Origin of the sequence: Streptomyces sp. NPDC047982 (genome assembly GCF_043204165.1) — a bacterium.
In the GTDB taxonomy this organism is placed as follows: domain Bacteria; phylum Actinomycetota; class Actinomycetes; order Streptomycetales; family Streptomycetaceae; genus Streptomyces.
The window spans coordinates 113,393-132,601 of sequence record NZ_JBIDBS010000013.1 but is presented as its reverse complement, the minus strand read 5'-3'; the positions used below and the strand labels follow the sequence as shown (position 1 = coordinate 132,601).

Genomic DNA, 19,209 nt, shown 5'->3' with positions numbered 1-19,209 from the left:
GGAAGACCGGACCGCATTCTGACCATTCGCCGGATTTCATTGAATTGCCGGCGGGCACCCGGTGCGGCTTCAGCATCCGTGCACCGTCCAGCCCGCGTTCCCCTGCCGGTCAAGGACCGTTGATCTTGCGACTTTATGTTTCCAGCCATGTCTCGTCGCTCACTTCACATGGCCTGCGCACTGCTGACCACGGCGGTGCTCGTCCCCTTGTTCACGGCCGAGCCCGCCGGCGCCGGAACCAAGTCATCCCCCTCCACCGCGGCCGACGGCCGCGTCGTCGTCTCCGAAGATTTCTCAGGCAATTCCCTGCCCGCGGGGTTCCGGGCCGCGGAGGGCTCCTGGGAGGTCAAGGACGGCCGGTTGTACGGCACTTCGGCCGACAGCAACCAGCAGAGCCGGATCACCTTCGGCGAACACCTCGACGACTTCCGCATCGAGGTGACCGCCCGGTTCGAGTCCGTGAAGGACTCCGCCCGTTGGACGGCGATGGGGCTGGACGTCCCCGCCAACGGCTCCGTCCCGTGGTCGATCGCCACCATGCGCAGCGCCACCACCGCCTCCAACGGCCTGGAGTTCGCGCAGCGCACCGCGGCCGGCGCCTGGAACGTCACCGACACCGCCGCCGCTGCATCGGCCGCTGGAACCGGCCGCGACGTACGCATCGCCGTGGAGGTGCACGGCACCAAGGCCCGCTGGTTCTTCGACGGCCGTGAGGCCATGCGCACCACGCGTGTCGCCCGCTCCACCGACGGCGTCGAGGCGCTCGTCGTCAATGGCTCCACGGTCTCGTTCGACGACCTGGAGGTCACCGAACTCCCCTCCGAGAGCTGGATCCGTCCCGCCGGCTCGCCCCTGACCGTGATCGCGCACCGCGGCGCCTCCTCGGCCGCGCCGGAGAACACTCTGGTGTCCGACGAGGTCGCCCGGCGCGGCGGAGCCGAGTTCATCGAGAACGACGTGCAGCCGAGCAAGGACGGTGTCCCGTACGTCCTGCACGACGGCACGGTCGACCGCACCACCAACGGCAAGGGCGCCATCCGCAGCCTGACCTCCGCCCAGCTCGACGCGCTGGACGCCGGTTCCTGGTTCGGTCCCTCCTACACGGGCACCCGTATCCCCACCCTGGCCGCGCAGCTCGACGACCTGCGCGGCCGTGGCGGCAACCTGCTGCTGGAGATCAAGGGGGCGCACACCCGCGACGAGGTCGCCACGATCGTCAAGACCATCCGGGACCACGGAATGACCGACCGGGTGTTCGTGCAGAGCTTCGAGGTCGACGCGTTGAAGTACACCCGCGACCTGGCGCCCGAGCTGCCGCTCGGTCTGCTGCGCGGTTCTCTGGACGCCGACCCGGTGGCACTCTCCAAGGAACTGGGCCTCGCCTCTTACAACCCGTCGGACGGCGCACTGTCCAAGCGCCCCGGCATCGTGGCCGACCTGCACCGCGCGGGCGTCGCGGTGATGGTCTGGACGGTGGACAGCCCGGCCCGCTGGCAGGCCCTGGAAGCCGGTGGGGTGGACGGCATCATCACCAACCGCCCGGCCGAGCTGTCCGGCTGGAACGCGGCCCAGCAGCAGGAACGTCCCACGCGGCCGGCCGCGCCGACCGTGACCATCACCTCCCCGGTCGCCGCGGCGTCGCTGGACCGCTCGCAGACCCCGGTCGCCGCGGTCCAGGCCGCCGGCGCCGACGAGGTCACCCTCACCCTGGACGGTGGCGCCGTCACGCCCGGCAAGCCGCTGGACCTCACCGCGCTGGCCGCCGGAGAGCACACCCTGCGTGCCGAGGCCACCGGTCCCGGCGGCACCGCTCGCGCCACGTCGACCTTCACCGTCCGTGCCACCCCGACCGGTCTGGCTCACCTGATCCTGACCTCGGGCGCCGATGCCAACCGGGTCGCCACGATGACCACCATGCTGGGCCACGGCCATTACTCCCAGCTCGCCAACTGGGCCGGTCACCAGTCCGGGGACGGCCTGAACGCCGCTCGTGCCGCGCTGATCGTCGCCGAGGCCCGGGCGTTGGCCGCCGCATAGCGCGTACACCGGCGTCCGGCGCCCCGCCGGCCGGGTGTTTCCGGGCCGACTGCTCCCCGGACCCCCGGCCGCGGGATCAACGACATGCCTGACGGAGCAGTGCAGGTGGGGGCGCGGCTTGCCACGCCCCCACTCGTGTTCGCATAAGTGGGCACGAACGTCCGAGCGATGCGGCAGCGCTCGAACGACGGCGGCAGGAGTGTGACGGCCCGGGTCACCGGGCCGTGTTCCCACCCGCCGCACGCCCCGCCCCACGCGCTCGCGACGCCTCCGGCCGCCCGAGCACAGGGCCCGGCCGCCCGACCCCGAGGCCCCGCGACTTCCGTCCCGCACTCGGCCTCCGGCGGCATCACGTTTGAGGCCGCCTTGCTGAGCGGACAGCTCTCCACTAGGTTCGACCGCTGCCGGACGGCTGCCCGTTCGAGTTCGCCCTGCTGTCGGATCCGGCGGTGTTGGCAGACCGGTTGCCCCGCCACCGGTTCTTCCCGTACCCGTATCGCCCACTCCCCGGACGAGTCGGCCCCGGGAGCGGGTCCGGGGGCGCCCGGCGGGGCCGTTTCGTCCCGGCGCACGTCCGCCACGCGAAAGAAGGCTGATCATGGCCCCATCCACGTCCACCGTCACCCTGAGCGTCAACGGCAAGCAGTACACGTTATCCGTCGACCATCGCACCACGCTGCTCGACGCCCTGCGTGAGCGTCTCGATCTGACCGGTACCAAGAAGGGGTGCGACCAGGGCCAATGCGGTGCCTGCACGGTGCTGCTCGACGGACGCCGCGTCGTTTCCTGCCTCCAGTTGGCAGTCGCCGCCGAGGGCTCCGCGATCACCACCATCGAAGGCGTCGCCGATGGTGATCGGTTGCATCCGGTGCAGCAGGCATTCATCGATCTGGACGGCTATCAGTGCGGATACTGCACGCCCGGGCAGATCTGTTCGGCTCTTGCGGTCATCGAGGAACACGCGGCGGGCTGGCCGAGCGCCGTGACCGCCGATGTCCGGCCCGAGGCCGGGGTGCCCGCACTCACCGCCGAGGAGATCCGTGAGCGAATGAGCGGCAACCTGTGCCGGTGCGGCGCCTACGTGTCGATCGTCGCGGCCGTCGCGCGGGCCGCTGAGGCCACCGGGGCGGAGGCCGGGGACGAGGGGGCCGCGGCATGAGGGAGTTCGGTTACGAGCGCGCCCTCGACATCCCGGGGGCCGTCGCACTGCGCGGCACCGGCCCCGAGGCCCGCTTCCTCGGCGGCGGCACCAACCTCGTCGACCTGATGAAGGCCGGTGTGGAGAGGCCCGCACTGCTCGTGGACGTGCGCCGACTCCCCCTCGACCGGGTCGAGTCGACGACGGACGGCGGGCTGCGCGTCGGTGCGACGGTCACCAACAGCGATCTCGCTGCCCATCCGGAAGTAAGGCGCCGCTACCCCGCCCTCGCACAGGCCGTCCTGGCCGGTGCCTCGGGCCAGTTGCGCAACATGGCCACGGTGGGCGGGAATCTGCTCCAGCGGACGCGTTGCGGCTATTTCACCGATGTCAGCAGTCCGTGCAACAAGCGCTCCCCCGGCAGTGGTTGCCCCGCCATCGCGGGCGAGCACCGCAACCACGCGATCCTCGGCTCCTCCGAGCACTGTGTCGCCGTCCACCCCTCGGACATGGCGGTCGCGCTGGCCGCGCTCGACGCCGTCGTCTCGTACCAAACGGCCGACGGGCCGGGCGAGTTGCCGATCACCGGTCTCTACCCGCCGGTGGGCGACGCCCCGCAGGTCGAGACCGCCCTGCCGCCCGGCGCGCTGGTCACCGGCGTCACGCTGCCCCCGATCCCTTCCGCGGCCGGCTCGCGGTACCGGAAGGTGCGCGAGCGCGCCTCGTACGCGTTCGCGATCGGCTCCGTCGCCGCCGCGCTGGACGTCCGGGACGGTGTCGTGCGCGAGGTGCGTCTCGCGTTCGGCGCGGTCGCGTCCCGGCCGTGGCGGGCCCGGGTCGCCGAGCAGGCGCTGACCGGCGGTCCGGCGGATGCGGAGGCGTTCGGCGCCGCGGCGGCTGCCGAGCTGGCGGCGGCCGAGCCGCTACCGGGGAACGTGTACAAGGTGGCGTTGGTGCGGGACCTGGCCGTCACCGTTCTGAGCGAACTCGCCGAGGAGGCCGCCCGATGACCACGACGACCGAGGCCGCCGCGTCGGCGGGAGCCGTCGGCTCCGCGCACACCCGGGTGGAGGGACGGGCGAAGGTCACCGGGGCGGCCCGCTATGCCGGGGAGATCTCGTTCGCCGACCTGGCGCACGGCTGGCTGGTGCTGTCGTCCGTGGCCCGCGGCCGTATCCGCCGTGTCGAGGCCGCCTCCGTCCTGGAGATGCCGGGCGTGCTCGCCGTGCTGCACCACGGGAACGCGCCGCGCGTCGACACCGGCTACGTGGGCATGCTGGGGCGGCCGAACCCGGTCCTCGGGCTCTTCCAGCACGACCGTGTGCCCTTCGCGGGCTGGCCGGTGGCGCTGGTCGTGGCCGAGACGCCCGAGCAGGCCCGGGAGGCCGCCGAGGCCCTGGTGGTCCGGTACGACGAGGAACCGCACGACGTGGCGTTCGACGCCGGGCGTGCCGACGCGTACACGCCGGAGAACAACGCCATGATGCCGGCCGAGACGGAGAAGGGGGACGTGGAGGCCCGACTGGGCGCATCCGCCGTCGTCGTGGACGAGGAGTACACCACGCCGGAGGAACACCACCATCCGCTGGAACCGCACGCGGCGACGGCCCGCTGGGACGGCGGACGGCTCGACGTCGTCGACTCCAACCAAGGCAGCAGCTGGGTGGCGGGCGAACTCGCCAAGCTCTTCTCGCTCGATCCGGCTTCCGTGCACGTACGGTCCGAGCACGTCGGCGGTGCCTTCGGTTCGAAGGGGACCGGCCCGCACCAGGTGGCCGCCGTCATGGCCACGACCCTGCTGCACCGTCCGGTGCGCGTCGTGCTGACGCGCCGCCACATGTTCTCCCTCGTCGGCTACCGCAGCCCCACGGCACAGCGGGTCAGGCTCGGCGCCGACGCGGACGGGCGGCTGCGCGCGTTCGACCACCAGGCACTGAATCAGACGTCGACGGTGCACGAATTCATCGAGTCGAGCGCCGCGCCGGGGCGCGTGATGTACGACGCCGACGCGCATCACACCCTTCACCGGCTCGTACGGCTCGACGTACCCACGCCGTCCTGGATGCGCGCGCCCGGTGGGGCACCGGGGTCCTTCGCCCTCGAATCCGCCGTCGACGAACTGGCGGAGAAGTGCGGCATCGACCCGATCGCGCTGCGCGTGCGCAACGAACCCGGGACGGGACCGGTGTCCGGGCTGCCGTTCAGCAGCCGCAACCTGGTCGCCTGCTTCGAGGAGGGGGCCCGCAGGTTCGGCTGGGCGGACCGCGACCCGCGACCGGGCGTGCGCCGCGAGGGGCGCTGGCTGCTGGGCACCGGAACCGCGGCCGCCACCTACCCGTCCGGAGTCGGACCGTCCACGGCGGCCGTGACGGCGGAGCCGGACGGGACGTTCACCGTGCGGATCAACGCGGCGGACATCGGTACCGGGGCACGGACCGCGATGGCCCTCGTGGCCGCCGATGTGCTCAAGGCTGCTCCGGACCGTATCCGCGTGCGCATCGGGGACAGCGACCTCGGACCGGCGATGATCGCCGGTGGTTCGATGGGGACGCGCTCCTGGGCCTGGGCGGTGACGCTCGCGGCGGCGGAGCTGGTGAAGCGGCTGGCTCTCGGCGGCGGTATTCCGCCCGAGGGAATCACCACCCGGTCGGACACCGCCGAGGCCGTCGGCTCGCTCATGGAGAAGGAACGGCACTCCTTCGGGGCGCAGTTCGCCGAGGTCGCCGTGGACGTCACCACGGGTGAGGTCCGGGTGCGGCGGCTGCTCGGCATCTTCGCGGCGGGCACCATCGTCAATCCGCTCACCGCGCGCAGCCAGTTCATCGGCGGGATGACCTGGGGACTGTCCATGGCTCTCCACGAGGAGGCGGTCAGGGACCGGGCGTCGGGGGCCCATGTCGGCGCCGACCTCGCCGGGTACCACTTCGCCACGCATGCGGACGTGCCGCTCGTCGAGGCGGACTGGGTGGATGATCCCGTGCCGGACGATCCGGTCGGCATGAAGGGCATCGGCGAGATCGGTGTCGTGGGCGTCGCGGCCGCGATCGCCAACGCCGTGTGGCACGCGACCGGTGTACGCCACCGGCACCTGCCGATCCGTCCCGACCGCGTCCTGGCCAGGTCCTGACCATGCCCTGAGCGCGTCGGACGCGGTCGGGCACCGGACGGGCGGAGCGGGGCCCGGGGTGCTCGACGTGGTCGGGGTGGCGCGAGCGCTTCCCGGCCACGTCGACCGCTCCGCCACTCGTGGCAGTGCACGGCACCACGCCGTGCTCCTCGGGTGCGGCGGGGCCGTCGGTGGTGCGCGAAACCGATGCCGTGTGCGGTCCGCGATCCTGTGCGGTCGACCGCCACCCTGGCCGTCGGCAGGTTGCCGCGACGGACTGGATCTGCGCCAGTCAGGGTGACTGATCACCCGGCGGTTCGTCTCGTCGACGTGGTGCCCCGGGTGTCGAGCTGGTGCCCCGGTGTCGCACGCCACTCGCCTCGCTCTCCGGTGTGCGGCGAGCGAGGCGAGTGATGGGCTACGGGTGCCTGGTCGGCGCCCTGCGGGACGAGGGAGCGCGACGCGCCGGGCAGTGCGCGGACAGGCCGCCCGCTGCCGGTGCTCCGGTCCCGTGGACGCCGTCAGGACACGGAACCCCGGCCCGATTCCGGCGGGCCGGGGTTGTGTGTGGGGTGGAGCGCTCGGGTCAGTCGCGGCCGCCGCCGTAGCCGCCCTCGTCGCCGCCGCCGTAGCCGCCCTCGTCGCCGTAGCCGCCTTCGTCGCCGCCACCGTGACCGCCGCCGTGGTGGCCGTGGTGGTGGTGGATGACGCGGAAGCTGGCGACGATTCCGTTCTTGACGTGGACGCCGCCCTTGACGTGGCCCGGGCGGACGCCGTCGCTGGAGCTCCACGGGCCGACGGTGGCGATGGGGGCGCCGTTGTCGCAGGTGACGCCGCGGAAGACCTCGACGGTCTTGTGGCTCTCGTTGCGGATGTTGAGGGTCTTGGATCCGAGCCCGCTGATCACGGTCACGCAGCCGCCGCGCTCGTCGGTGTAGGTGCGCTCGTTGATGTGGATGCGGCCGTGGTGGTGGCGGTGGTGGCGGTGGTGCTTCTTCTTCTGGTGGCCCTTCTCGTGGCCGCCCTCGTAGCCCCTGCCCTCGTTGCCCCCGCCCTCGTTGCCCTTGCCGGCGTCGCCGCCGTCGAGGGCCATGGGGGCGGCGGCCTGCTGGACGATGGGGGCCGCCTGGGCCGGCTCCGATGTGGCTGCCGAGGCGTAGGTGATACCGGTGGCGGCCAGGGCCGCCGCGGCCGCGACAGCGCCGGTAACGACGGTGGAACGGGTAACCATGTCACTTCTCCTGTCTCAGGGAGGCCGGCTGAGCAGTCGGCCCGTGATTGAACGTACTGACGGTCCCCATACCTGTCATATCGGACACGTTGCCGCGCGGAGCCGGAACGCCTATCGAGGTACGCAACGTACGCCAAATGCTATTTCCGGATAATCTGACGATCTCTCAACTGACGTGGGATAGGCGCCTCTTGATGTCTCGTTGGTCTGTCCGGGCGACTTCCTGAGGCCCGCTCACCCCCGCGACAGCGTGTCCGTCGTTGACACGCTCCGAACAGTGGGGATTCCCCGCCCCGCATGCACGTCCGCACCTTTGGTTCTCGTGCTCTCCTGGCCGCCCTGCCCTGCCGGGACGAAAGCCTCTGCGGACGGAGAGAGCGACGGAGCGGCGTCACCTGCCCGCCGCCTGCTTCGCTCGGGCAGTCCGCCGAATCGTTCCTTGGTCACATCGTGCCGCCGCGCACCGCGACCGACCATCTGAACGCGCACGCCGGTTCGGCACGCTCGACCGGACTCGCGGCAATTGGGCCCTCGCCCCGGGACCGCGCACCGTCCGCGACCCACGGGAGGCGTGGGAGGAAGCCTGAACGGCTTCGCTGCTCGCGTTCAGCACCGTTCCGGACGGGCAGTACCTCGGCCGCCGGACGTCGACGGCCCCGGTCCCTGCCCCTCCGCGTGAGCATGGGCGTGGACGCGGCGCAGCAGCGCCGCCAACTGCTCCTGTTCGACAGCGGTCAGGGGCGCGAGCAGTTCCCGCTGGACGTCCAGCGCCTCCGCCTGCCGGTCCGCCGGCACCGCGCGGCCCCCGGGCTCCGAGTGGCCGCCGCAACGCTGCTCCGCGCGATGGTTGCTCCCGGACGGACACGCGGTGGCGCAACATCCGCACGCCTCCCCGATCCGGGGCGCGGCCGGCCGTCCCCCGGTCCGGTCGTCGGTCTGCAGCCCCGGGCCGTCAGGCGCTGCCGGTGGCCGGTGACGTACCGGGTTCCGTCCCGCCGGGTGCCGCGCGCACCGGAGCATCGGCGGGACGCGACGGTCCGGTGCGCGCACCCGTCGCCCCGCACCGCGGCGGTCCGGGGCGGTCGGCTGCCTGCGCGCCCTCGCGCCCTGCCGACGGCGCGGGTGCGGTCCGTCGGAAAACGCCCGCCCATGCGCGTCGCGCGGGCACGGAAGCACGTGCCGCGCCACGGCACGTGGCGTGGCACCGGCGCCGCATCGGGCGATCGGGCGGCCGAGGTGCGGTCCGCCTATTCCTGGGCGTCGTCCGGCCGGGCGGGGAGGCTGTCCATGAACGAGCTGACGGAGAAGACGGCACGGCCGGCCCCGGGCGGGCCGTAGCCGGGAGGCGAGCTGAGGCCGAACTCCTCCATGGTCGCGCGGTAGGAGTCGAGCAGGCGGATGTGGTACTCCAGCGGCGCTCCGTCCGGGTTGGTCTTCCCGAGCGGGGTGGTGGGCTCCGGGCACCAGGTGGTGAAGCGCGGCGTGATGCCGTGCGACATGAAGAACCGCAGCCCCTCGGTGGTCGACTCGATGGCTTCCTTCACCGTGGTGAAGCCGAAGGGCGCGGCCATCTCCACGCCCGCGACGAAGTTGGGGATGACATTGCGAGCGCCGAAGACGTCGGCCGAGTCCAGGATGCGGCGGTGCCACTCGTCGCGGCCCACGTAGCGTTCCTTGCCCGGGCAGTAGAGCTCGAAGAGACGGCGATCCCACACCTCGTAGTTGGGGTGGTAGATCTGGATGCCGTAGTCGTGGAAACGCCGGACGTCCGCCTTGGGCAGGGCCTGTGCGACGACCTTGCCGATCCACCGGCCGGGGAAGCGCTCCTCGATCGCCTTGGCGTACTGCCCGTAGAAGTCGGCCTCGTCGCGCCCGCCGATGTGGGACGTGATGGCGCCGCCGGTGAGGGTGTAGGCGGTGGACGACTTCGCGGTGTCGTACCGGTCGATGATGGCCAGGGCCTCCAGAACCTCCTCGACCGGCTTCACGCCGGTGTAGGGGCGCCCCGCCGCCTTGTGCTGGCGCCAGTTGTGGTTGATGTCGCAGTACTGGCACTCCTCCTTCGCGCCGAAGTACTGGCAGACCCGGAAGACGGTCAGGTAGACGAGGTAGCCCCACTGGATGGTGGGTGCGACCTCCATCACGGACTTGCCGTTCTCCAGGGTGTGCCGGTAGTAGTCCGGCATCGGAGGCAGGCCGACGTCGGAGATCCGCCGCCCGTCCAGGTACAGCCCGAGCACGCCGTCGTCGTCGGCCGCGACGCGGTACGGGGAGGCCGGATTGACCCGTACGGAAACCACCGTCCGCCGCAGTTCGTAGGGGCCTGCGGTCAGCACGATCTCCTCCGGGGGACGGCGCAGTGCGGCCGCGCCGAGTTCGGGGAGTGTCCCGTGGTCGAACGAGAAGATGAAGTACGACTTCGGCTTGACGTCGCCGCCCTCGTTGTCACTGAGTGCGGACTCGTCGAACGCCACGCCGCCGCGCAGCAGGTCCTCCTTGATGACGGCTTCCCGGGGCACGTGCGGGAACTGTTCCATGAGCCGCTCGACCAGACGGGTGCGGCTGCCATCGGTATGGCCGCCGTCGGTACGGCTGTGCTCGGTAGTGCGGTCGGTACTGCTGGCCATGTGCGGGACTCCTCGGTCCGGTCGTAGGCGCTCCGGATACGTCACGCTGTGCAACGAACCACGGGCGCCGGCGGTGCCCGGCCGCAGGGGGCGCTCTGCCCCGATGCGGCGCGGCTGGTGTCCGGGCCGTCGCTGGTGCGGTCCGGGTCGGGGTTCAGTCGCCCCAGTGCCTGGGGCGGCCGAGTGAGGGCGGTAGCTTCGTCGCCGCGTCGCCCCTGGCCGCGTCGAGCTGGGCCTGGGTGAGGAAGAGGCTTGCGGTGAGGTCGGCGGCGCACAGGTCGGCGTCCCGGAGATCGGCCCCTATCAGGTCGGCCAGTCGCAGGTCGGCCCCCGTGAGGTCCGCCGCGATGAGGTACGCGCCGCGCAGGTCGGCGCCTCTCAGGTCGACGCCCCTGAGCCGGGCGCCGATAAGGTCCGCGCCGCGGCGGTCGTGCTTCCTTCCTCGGGGCGCGGTGGCCCGGACGGCCCGGCTCGCACGGGACAGGAGTGCGGCGACCGACTCGTGGTGCGCGGCCACGTCCAGTTCCGCGAGCGCGTCGGCCGGGAGGTGTGTGAGGCGTTCCGTCGCGTGGAGGGCGCGCCGGATCTCAGCGTGGAGGGAGCGGGCCGGTCCGAGGGACAGCGCCTCCGTGAGGTACCAGAGGAGTTCGTGGAGCTGTCGCATGACCGGGAACACCTGGAACATCCGTCGGGCGGTGTCCGGGGACCCCCGCCAGTCCCGCCCTTCGAAGGTCTCGCCGGACACCTTCTGCCCGGCCCCGAAGCAGTCGTACACGGTGCAGCCGGGAAAGCCGCGGGTGCGCAGTTCGGAGTGGATGCCGCAACGGAAGTCCTCCTGAAGGTTGCGGCAGGGCTTGCCGGCCTCCTTGTCGATCGCGAAGTCCGAGGAGCGGGTGAGGGTCAGCGCGACGCAGCAGAGTCCGAAGCAGTTGGCGCAGTCGGCTCGCAGTGCGGCGTGATCGACGCCGGAACCTGGGACGTTGTCGGGCACGGTCGGTGAGTCCTCTGGGTACGTGACTGTCGGACCGTCAACCCTATCGCTGGGCGTCACTCGTACGCGCCGGTCCCGTGAGCGCTGCCGGACGCACCTGCCGCCGTACCGTCCGTCTCGCCTTGTTCCCTCGGTGAAAAGAGCCTTTCTTCTGCCTGTCAGCACGATGTCACCCTTCCCGCCCCGCTCGGTCCGCCGCCGCGCCCCGCTGCTCCGCGGACTCCTCGCCGCCTTTCCCGTTCCTCTGCTCACCCTGGACGGCACCGTGCTGGGCGGCCCGGGAACGGCATCGGCCGCTCCGGCGGTCCGCGTCGCGCATCCGGCCGTCGCCGATCCGGATGCCCCGTGCACCAGCAACGATCCGGTCGTCCGCTCGATCCGCGAGATGGCTTCCGAGGAGCGGGCGGAGGCACGGGAGATCCGGATCCGGTACCACCAGTTGCTCGATTCCATGGAGGCGGGCGAGGCCCGGAGGCGTGCCGAAGGCCGTTCCGACGAGGAGATCGCCCGCGTCCTGGTCGCCAGGCGCAACGAGGCGAAGGAGATCACCCGTGCCGGCATGTCACCGGAGGCCGTGGAGGCCCTTGAGGCCCGCAACATGGCGAAGCGCGGCAACCCGCTGGGCCCGACGGCCGACCAGCGGTTCGCCAGGTACGGCATCCGGGCCGCGGTCATCGACGCGGCGACCCGCAGCAACGCCGCAGTCGACCGGGAACTCGGCCGTCCTGCGCGAGCACTACCTGCGGGGCCTCGTTCCCGTGTGACATCACGCGCAGGCTCCCGCTGCGGACGCGAGGACGGCGCGGCCCGGCCCGTGCTCAGGAGTCCGGGCGACTCCGCGCGCCCGGCGGCACCCCGTGTCCGAACGACTGATGCTCCTATCAGGTCAGGTTCCGCCCGGTCGGAGCCATGAGAACAGGTTCCGATGTCGGGACGGTGCAGTTGCAAGGCAGCCCGGCAGGGCGCCAGTGGGTGCCATGGCCACGGACACCGGAACCCGGGTAGCAGCATCGATGTCAGTGCCGCGACGCACACTGGCAGCAGTACCGGAGGGCGAAGGGGACGCTGGTGGGCATCGGGGACGACGCCGGTTTCGAGCCGGCCACGGGGGACGGGCGGGCGACGGCGCCGGACGAGCGGCGTGCGGCCTCGGTGCGCACGGCGTTCGAGGGGATGCTGCAGATCCGTCGGCTGACGAACAGGGGGTTCCCGAACCCGGAGGGCGTACCCGCGAGGTGGGAGACGCACCGGCCGATACGGGCCGTTGCCCTGGCCTTGGAGGCATCGGGCCTGGCCGCCTCCGCGGTCGACGGCTCCGGCGCACGGACGGCGACCGGCTACCGCGTCGCGCGGGGCGAGGCGCCGGGCGGCGCGAGAGTCGAGTGGCTCGGTCCGCCGGGTGGCGGGGCGACGCATGCCGAGGAGAGGGAGCTGGGTCGGTGCGCGGCCGTGCTGCGGGAGCTGGGCTGGACGGTGCTGCCGTACCGGGGGCCGCGTCGTCGCAGGTTCCTGGAGGTCGAACCGCCGGCCGACGTCCGGAGACGCGACAGCGGCCCGGACGCGCCCCGGTAGGACGCGTCCCGCCCGGCGCCGCCGAGCGGGCCCGTCTCCGACGTCGTCTGACGGGCGCTCCGGCGCTGCGCCTCGCCCAGGCGCTGTCCGACCCATGAGGAATGCTGGTGGGTCCGACACCTCTGAGCGGGAGATGCTGAGATGAGCAACGACGAACTCGCCGCGGCCCAGGCGTATGTCCGACTTCTGGAGGCCACCCGGGCGGCGTTGGCGGAGCCCGGGGAAGGCCCCTTGTACGTATCGTTGCTCGCCTCTCCGATCGCGGAGGCCGATGGAGCGCTGGAGCGGTCGGGGCTGTGCGGGAACGAGTCGCGGTTCTTCGACCTGGTACGAACGCTCCGGCCGGGCGTGCCGCACGGTGGTCGCTGAACGGACCGGGCGGGACGGGGCCGCCGGCCCGGTGCTCCCCGTCACCGGTCCACCGCCCGGCCCTCGGCCCGTGTCCTCCTCCGACAGCCGGGATCCGGACGGGGCAGGAGCGGCCGCCGAGCACCGGTTCTACGCGGACGACGACCTGATGGCCGGGGCCGCCGACCCGTTCCAGCTGTTCCGGATCATGCACGAGGTGGTCAAGAACGGCGGGCTGGAACCCTGTACGAACGTCAACTTCATGCTCGACCAGTGCCACAACATCGAGGCCAAGATCCCCGCCGTCATCCGGTAGGTCGCCAACGTGCAGGAGGCGACCGCCAAGGCGCTGCTGGTCGACACGGAGGCGCTGGGTGCCGCGTAGCGGTCCGGTGACCACGTTCGGTATCGGTCAGGACGCGGACGGGACCTTCCCGTTCGTCGTCTCCGAGGGCGAGGTCGTGCCGGGGCCCCTGCTGGAGATCGGCAACACGACATCGCGGGTCGACTTCGGCTTCGACCCCGGCGAGTGGACCGACGCGTGGGCGGCGACCGGCATCGGTCATCACTGGGCCCTGTGCACCGGCCACCGCGCTAAGGATCTCAGGGCGGTGGCCGAGCTGCTCGGCGTCCCCTTCCGTGCGGTCACCGGTCCCGGCCCCCTCTGAACGGTCCTCCGCCCGCGCACGGTCTTCCGCCGGGCTTGCCGGTTCCTTCCCGTCTGGGCCCTCCGGTTCCGTCCCGATAGGCCCCGTTCCGCCTCCTCCCGTCCGCCCATCCCCTCGTCCGTCCATCCCTCCTTCGTCGTTCGGCGGGCGGACTCAGACGGTCGTCCCGGGCGCGGGGGCCAGGCCGAGTTCGCGTTCGCCCAGCGGAACGAAGAACCGCGCCACGTCCTCGTCCGTGACCTCGGCCAGATCCGCCGGGCTCCACCGCGGTCGGCGATCCTTGTCGATGATCTGGGCCCGCACGCCCTCCACGAGGTCGGGCCGGACGAAGGCGCTGGACGACGTGCGGTACTCCTGGTCGAGCACCGCTTCCAGGCTGCCGAGCCGGCGGGCCCTGCGCAGTGCGCAGAGGGTCACCTTGAGCGCGGTGGGCGACTTGGCGAGGATCGCCGCGGCGGCCTGTTTGGCGGCGGGGACGCCGCTGTTGTCGAGCCGGTCGAGGATCTCCTCGACCGTGTCCGCCCGGTAGCAGGTGTCGATCCACTCGCGGTGGGCCGCCAGTTCGCCCTCCGGTGCGGTGGAGGCGTGTGCTCGCACCGTCTCGTCGATCTCGTCGGGCGTGCGGCAGCCGGCGAGTGCCGTGGTGAGGGCGGCGAGGCGCCGAGCCGGCACGAAGTGGTCGGCGAGCCCGCACAGCAGGGCGTCGCTCGCCACCACCGCGTCCGCCGTGAGTGCCAGGTGGGTACCGAGCTCGCCGGGGGCGGATGCGAGCAGGTGTGTTCCGCCCACGTCGGGGACGAATCCGATCCCGGTCTCGGGCATGGCGACGCGTGAGCGTTCGGTGACGATCCGGACGTCCCCGTGAGCCGAGATCCCGACGCCGCCGCCCATCACGATCCCGTCCATGATCGCCACATAGGGCTTGGGATACCGGGCGATGCGGGCGTTGAGCCGGTACTCGTCGCGCCAGAACGCGAGGGAGGCGGTGCCGCCCGCCCGGGCGTCGTCATGAATGGAACGGATGTCTCCGCCCGCGCAGAGGCCCCGCTCCCCCGCGCCGCTGATCAGCACGGCGGTGACGGAGTCGTCGCGCTCCGCTTCGCCGAGCGCTTCGTCGATGCGCAGCACCATGGCGTGATTCAGTGCGTTGAGGGCCCGTGGGCGGTTGAGCGTGATGTGGCGGACCTGCCCCTCGGTGTGCGTCAGAACGGGATCGTCATGGTTCATGAATGCGCTCCGGTCAGCCCTTGTCCGGCATCGTCCGTGGCACGCGGACGATCTTCCACCGCTCATTGTCGGGTGCGGGTCCCTCACCCCGAAGGCAGGGGTGCCGGCCACCGCAGGGTTCGCGGGCCGCCCGGACCTCCCTGGCCGCCGTCGGTCCGTCGCGGTCCGCTGGTCCTGTGTGGCGGCGATTCGACACCGCACACCCCCGCGCGCCACGTTCCGGCCAAAAGCCCGCCGCGGCGGTCGTCGCAGCGGTTGTGAACGGACGTGCGCCTTGTGACGTCCTCAGAGGCGGCGATGCATGATGTGCAGCCCGACGAAGCCTTGTACGGGATGCCTGAATCCGTCGGGCAAGGTGCCGAGGATCTCGAAGCCGAGCGAGCGATAGAGCCGGACGGCATGGGTGTTCGTCTCCACCACCGCGTTGAACTGCATCGCCCGGAAACCTGACGAGCGGGCCCAGTCCAGCGTGTGGACGCACAGGGCCCGGCCCACCCCCCGTCCGGAGTACCGGGGGTCGACCATGTAGCTGGCACTGGCGATGTGCGAGCCGTTGCCCATGTGATTGCTGTTCATCTTGGCCGTGCCGAGGATCGTCCCATCGTCGCCGACCGCGACGACCGTGCGATTCGGCCGGGTGAGGAACCACCACGAGCGGGCGTCGTCCTCGCCGAGGTCGAGCGGGTAGGTGTAGGTCTCGCCAGCGGCCACGATGTCGCGGAAGAACGGCCAGACGGCGGGCCAGTCCTCGGCGGTGGCGTCTGCGATCAGCATGGGGCCAGGATGCCGATGCCGGGCCCCGCGCACGAGTCGTTTATCGGTGGCGGGTCAGACCCGATCGTCCTCCTCGTCCCCGGTCTGGCGCGCGGCGACACCGAGGTGTTCCCCGACTCTGTTGACGAGCAGGGTCATCTCGTAGGCGACCTGGCCCACGTCGGCGTCGGCCGCGCTCAGCACGCACAGGCAACTGCCCTCGCCCGCTGCCGTCACGAACAACAGCGCCTCGTCGAACTCCACCATGGTCTGGCGGGCCTTCCCCGCACGGAAGTGGCGCCCCGAACCACGGGCGAGGCTGTGGAGCCCCGACGAGACCGCGGCAAGATGTTCCGCGTCCTCACGCGCCAACCCCGTGCTCGCCCCGGTCACCAGTCCGTCGTTCGACAGCACCAGTGCGTGCCGTACGTGCCCGATCCTGTTCGTCAGATCGTCAAGGAGCCAGTCGAGTTCCTTGTCCAGCGCCATGTGCCCGTTCCTCCCCGCTCATGCGTTCCCTGTGCCCCACGTTTCGCGTAAGCCTTGCGCACTGGTCACGAACGGGCAAGCACTCCTCGGCCATGTGGCCAGGTCCCGGCTCCTCGGCTCGGTGCCGGACGGACGAAGAGGCCCTGCTCACCGAGCCGTTGACACCACCCCGTGTGTGCATCGCGTTCGTGACCGCCGGTCCCGGACCCCGCCCCGCCCCGTGCGGGGCGGCACGCACCATGCGCATGTGCCGAGCCGGGCGGACCCGGTCCGGCTCGGGTGGCACGCCTCCCGCGCGAGCACCCGGCCATCGCGCCCCCGCTGCTCCCGGACACGAATCGGCTCATCCCTGCGGGACGTCGACGCAGGGGTCGTCGTCGGCCGAGCGCGCCTCTTCGGCGACAGCGGGCGGCACCGTGGAAGGAGACGTTCCCCAACGCTCGGCCGCCGGGCCCTCGGCGTAGGAACTGCCGAGAACGACCCGGATTCCGGCCGTATCGGACGCGTCCGTCCTGGCGCCGGGCAGGAGCCGGGCTGTCGCCTCGGCCTCGTTCCGCAGCCCCGGCCCGTATTCGACGACCGTCGAGACGTGGTCCTGACGGCTCGCCGTGGCCGTGGTGGTGACCGTGAACCCCCGGGAGCGAAGGAGTTCGGTGGCCCGGGCCGCGAGCCCGGTGACCGTGGTGCCGTTGTAGACGGCGATGCTGATGCCCTTCCCCGGGAGCGCGTCGGCGGTCGTGGACGGGGCGGCGCCCTTGCCGGTCCGGTCCCGCTCGGCGGACCGTCTGCCGCTGGCATCCTTGCCGTCGACCGTGCGGTCCGCCTTCAACGCCGCCCAGAGAGCGTCGGCGTCGGACTCGACGATCGCGACGCGAGCGCCCTCGTAGCGCCACGGGACGGTCACGAACTTGGTGTTGTGCAGGTCGACGTCCTTCATCGACATGGCGAAGGAGAGCAGCCGGTCGGCCGATCCGAGTCCGGGATCGACGGTCAGGGCGTCTGTGGCGGCGTTGGCGAGGGGCAACAGCGTGCTCGGATCCATGCCTCGTGACTTGACCTTCTTGATGAGGGAGGCGACGAACGCCTGCTGACGCTTGATGCGCCCCAGGTCGGAGCCGTCACCGATGCCGTGCCGCAGCCGGACGTAGTCGAGTGCCCGTTGCCCGGAGACGGTCTGCGGGCCCTTCGCGAAGATCCGAGCGCCCTGGGTGGGCAGTTTCGGACTGAGGTCGCGCTGATGGATGTCGTGGGGCAGGCAGACGGGCACGCCTCCGACCGCCGAGGTGAGTGCGGAGAAACCGGCGAAGTCGACGACGACCGTGTGGTCGACACGCAGGCCGGTGAGTTGCTCGACGGTGTTCTGGGTGCAGGCCGGATTGCCCTCGGCGGTCTCTCCCACCGAGAAGGCCGCGTTGAACATGACGTCGTGCTGCGGGGCGGTCCATGCGCCTCCCGGGAGTTTGCAGGCCGGGATGTCGACCAGCGAGTCACGGGGGATCGACACGGCGACGGCGTGCTCGCGGTCGCCGTACACATGGAGAAGGAAGGCGGTGTCGGAGCGTCCCACCACGCCCGTGCCGCCACCCAGTTCGCTGTTGCCTCCCGCACGCGAGTCCGATCCGATGACCAGGACGTTCTGCCCCATCGACGAACCGGGCGGCCGGTCCCCGGAGAGCCCGTCCGCGCTGAAGGTGTCGATGCCGCCGTTCAGTTTCAGGTACACCCAGCCGGTGCCCGAGACGAGCAGCACGAGAAAGGACAGGCCGGTCACGGCCGTCCGCCTCAGGCGCCTGCCTCGCGACCGGCCCGTCGCCGCCTTGCCCTGTGCTGTCATCGGCCACCCCGTCCGTCCGCTTCAAAGAGGAGCACTCGGCTTCCGTCGAGGCTCCTGCAACGATTCCGCGATCCGTGATCCCATCGCCGGTGTCACGTTCGCGTACACGCCTTCCACTCCCCCGAGCTCGTGTCCCCTGCGAGTCTCGACCGCCACCCGCGGGTGGCCATCCTCGTCGAGCCACTCCTTGTGGCCGTGTCTCAGGAGATAGATCCGCCTCTTCGCCATTTCCGGGCACCGCAGGGATCTCCGACCGTGCATACTGCCGCTTACGTGCCGGGCTCCCATCTCGGATCGGATACCAATACGTCTTCTCGAACCGTGTTCCGAGCAGCGGCCCCCCTTTGTACGCCGGGGAACACCCACTGAGCATCATGCGATGCCAGCAGTGCTGTGTGCATCTCATGCAGAAACGGCGGCACCACCAACGTCCGCCATGAGTCGTATTTCGGCTCCACCAGCTTTCCGTCCCCGTCAACCCACTGGTGCTGGTATTGCACCCGGAGCGCCGGCATCTTCGTGCACCGATCCAGGTCCGGTTCACGTCTCACATCGTCTACCTCGAGCGGGTCCGAGGCCGGCCAGTTCGGCGAGGCGAAGCACCGCTGCAGCCCCCACATCTCCTTCGGCCGCATACCGGTGAACGCCGCGGTCCAGATGTACGTCCAGCCGGTGTACCCCCAGACCTGGTACGCGTTGGTCGCGAGGCGATGGAGCGTGATCATCTCCATGGGGCGCTTGGGCACACGTATGTTCTTCTTGTACTTGCCGCGGCCTCGTTTCCCCCTCACGACTGGTGTCCTCGCACGGAGTTGGTAGCGGATCACCGAGTCATCCATCATGACACTGAAGACCATGAGGATCTCTTTGACGTATCCGGCCGAAATGTCTCCGTTCTCAGAGGCTGCGCGCAGGGCCCTCCTCCACCCTTCGTACTCGAATGCAGTGATATCACCAACGGCCCGGCTTCCCCAATAAGGCTCGATCCTCTTGTTGATGATGGCCTTCGGACCGTTGGCTCCGGCCCCGGTCCCGGGCACCCGTCCGGCTCGTCCGGCGCAGGGCATCATCGGTCCGTTGGCCCCGGCGCGTCCCGCTCCGGTGCCGCCCGCCACCCCGGCCGGGGGCAGCGGGCTCCGGCCACTGGTGGTCGGTCGGGACGCCCGGAGGCCCCGCCTCCGGCCCCGA

16 protein-coding genes and 1 pseudogene are annotated in these 19,209 nt (G+C 71.3%); 9 read left to right on the top strand and 8 right to left on the bottom strand.

Annotated elements, in window-relative coordinates; translation table 11 throughout:
- Nucleotides 1–147 precede the first annotated feature (147 nt).
- The 4 genes from ACGF2V_RS17970 to ACGF2V_RS17955 all read left to right on the top strand — a co-directional run bounded on the left by ACGF2V_RS17970 (nt 148) and on the right by ACGF2V_RS17955 (nt 6,302).
- Nucleotides 148–2,037: a glycerophosphodiester phosphodiesterase family protein gene (locus tag ACGF2V_RS17970; RefSeq protein ID WP_362706997.1), complete on the top strand. Its 1,890-nt coding sequence runs from the start codon at nt 148–150 to the stop codon at nt 2,035–2,037.
- Nucleotides 2,038–2,635: 598 nt separating this feature from the next.
- On the top strand, nt 2,636–3,196 hold the full coding sequence (locus ACGF2V_RS17965) for a 2Fe-2S iron-sulfur cluster-binding protein (protein WP_362706994.1): 561 nt from the start codon (nt 2,636–2,638) through the stop codon (nt 3,194–3,196).
- Nucleotides 3,193–4,185, top strand: coding sequence for a xanthine dehydrogenase family protein subunit M (locus ACGF2V_RS17960; RefSeq protein WP_362629943.1), 993 nt, complete (start codon nt 3,193–3,195; stop codon nt 4,183–4,185). Before ACGF2V_RS17965 ends, ACGF2V_RS17960 begins: the two co-directional genes overlap by 4 nt.
- The gene (locus ACGF2V_RS17955; RefSeq protein ID WP_362629946.1) at nt 4,182–6,302 is read left to right on the top strand and encodes a xanthine dehydrogenase family protein molybdopterin-binding subunit; all 2,121 of its coding nucleotides are present in this window, start codon (nt 4,182–4,184) and stop codon (nt 6,300–6,302) included. The genes ACGF2V_RS17960 and ACGF2V_RS17955 overlap by 4 nt, the downstream gene beginning before the upstream one ends.
- A 565-nt stretch (nt 6,303–6,867) precedes the next feature.
- Here the strand turns inward: ACGF2V_RS17955 and ACGF2V_RS17950 are convergent.
- The 3 genes from ACGF2V_RS17950 to ACGF2V_RS17940 form a co-directional block, all read right to left on the bottom strand.
- Nucleotides 6,868–7,512 carry a hypothetical protein gene (locus ACGF2V_RS17950; protein WP_362706991.1) on the bottom strand — a complete coding sequence of 215 codons (645 nt, stop codon included), beginning with the start codon at nt 7,510–7,512 and terminating at the stop codon, nt 6,868–6,870.
- Between the two features lie 1,247 nt (nt 7,513–8,759).
- Nucleotides 8,760–10,139 (bottom strand): radical SAM protein, encoded by a 1,380-nt coding sequence (locus ACGF2V_RS17945; protein WP_362630300.1) that lies wholly within the window; start codon nt 10,137–10,139, stop codon nt 8,760–8,762.
- Nucleotides 10,140–10,293: 154 nt separating this feature from the next.
- Nucleotides 10,294–11,130, bottom strand: a complete 837-nt coding sequence (locus ACGF2V_RS17940) for a pentapeptide repeat-containing protein (RefSeq protein WP_362706988.1) — start codon at nt 11,128–11,130, stop codon at nt 10,294–10,296.
- A gap of 166 nt (nt 11,131–11,296) precedes the next feature.
- On the opposite strand from ACGF2V_RS17940, the gene ACGF2V_RS17935 reads away from it, so the two are divergent.
- The 5 genes and pseudogenes from ACGF2V_RS17935 (at nt 11,297) to ACGF2V_RS17915 (ending at nt 13,718) form a co-directional block, all read left to right on the top strand.
- The gene (locus ACGF2V_RS17935; RefSeq protein ID WP_362706986.1) at nt 11,297–12,043 is read left to right on the top strand and encodes a hypothetical protein; all 747 of its coding nucleotides are present in this window, start codon (nt 11,297–11,299) and stop codon (nt 12,041–12,043) included.
- Nucleotides 12,044–12,198: 155 nt separating this feature from the next.
- Nucleotides 12,199–12,702, top strand: a complete 504-nt coding sequence (locus tag ACGF2V_RS17930; RefSeq protein ID WP_362630290.1) for a hypothetical protein — start codon at nt 12,199–12,201, stop codon at nt 12,700–12,702.
- A 141-nt stretch (nt 12,703–12,843) separates the two neighbouring features.
- On the top strand, nt 12,844–13,071 hold the full coding sequence (locus ACGF2V_RS17925) for a hypothetical protein (RefSeq protein WP_362630288.1): 228 nt from the start codon (nt 12,844–12,846) through the stop codon (nt 13,069–13,071).
- 124 nt (nt 13,072–13,195) lie between these two features.
- Nucleotides 13,196–13,432 (top strand): annotated as a pseudogene (locus tag ACGF2V_RS17920) (rhamnose isomerase); the annotation flags it as partial.
- Nucleotides 13,425–13,718 carry a hypothetical protein gene (locus tag ACGF2V_RS17915; protein ID WP_392912661.1) on the top strand — a complete coding sequence of 98 codons (294 nt, stop codon included), beginning with the start codon at nt 13,425–13,427 and terminating at the stop codon, nt 13,716–13,718. The pseudogene ACGF2V_RS17920 and the gene ACGF2V_RS17915, both read left to right, overlap by 8 nt.
- Nucleotides 13,719–13,871: 153 nt before the next feature.
- Here the strand turns inward: ACGF2V_RS17915 and ACGF2V_RS17910 are convergent, their stop codons facing one another.
- From ACGF2V_RS17910 to ACGF2V_RS17890, 5 genes are all read right to left on the bottom strand, one after another.
- Entirely contained in the window at nt 13,872–14,945 is a 1,074-nt protein-coding gene (locus ACGF2V_RS17910) for an enoyl-CoA hydratase/isomerase family protein (protein ID WP_362706984.1), read from the bottom strand.
- 285 nt (nt 14,946–15,230) lie between these two features.
- The gene (locus tag ACGF2V_RS17905) at nt 15,231–15,719 is read right to left on the bottom strand and encodes a GNAT family N-acetyltransferase (protein WP_362630282.1); all 489 of its coding nucleotides are present in this window, start codon (nt 15,717–15,719) and stop codon (nt 15,231–15,233) included.
- A 54-nt stretch (nt 15,720–15,773) separates the two neighbouring features.
- Complete coding sequence (locus tag ACGF2V_RS17900; RefSeq protein ID WP_362630279.1) at nt 15,774–16,187, bottom strand: roadblock/LC7 domain-containing protein; 414 nt, start codon at nt 16,185–16,187, stop codon at nt 15,774–15,776.
- Nucleotides 16,188–16,530: 343 nt separating this feature from the next.
- Nucleotides 16,531–17,958, bottom strand: coding sequence for an LCP family protein (locus ACGF2V_RS17895; RefSeq protein ID WP_362706981.1), 1,428 nt, complete (start codon nt 17,956–17,958; stop codon nt 16,531–16,533).
- 332 nt (nt 17,959–18,290) lie between these two features.
- The gene (locus tag ACGF2V_RS17890; protein WP_362706979.1) at nt 18,291–19,061 is read right to left on the bottom strand and encodes a hypothetical protein; all 771 of its coding nucleotides are present in this window, start codon (nt 19,059–19,061) and stop codon (nt 18,291–18,293) included.
- Nucleotides 19,062–19,209 lie beyond the last annotated feature (148 nt).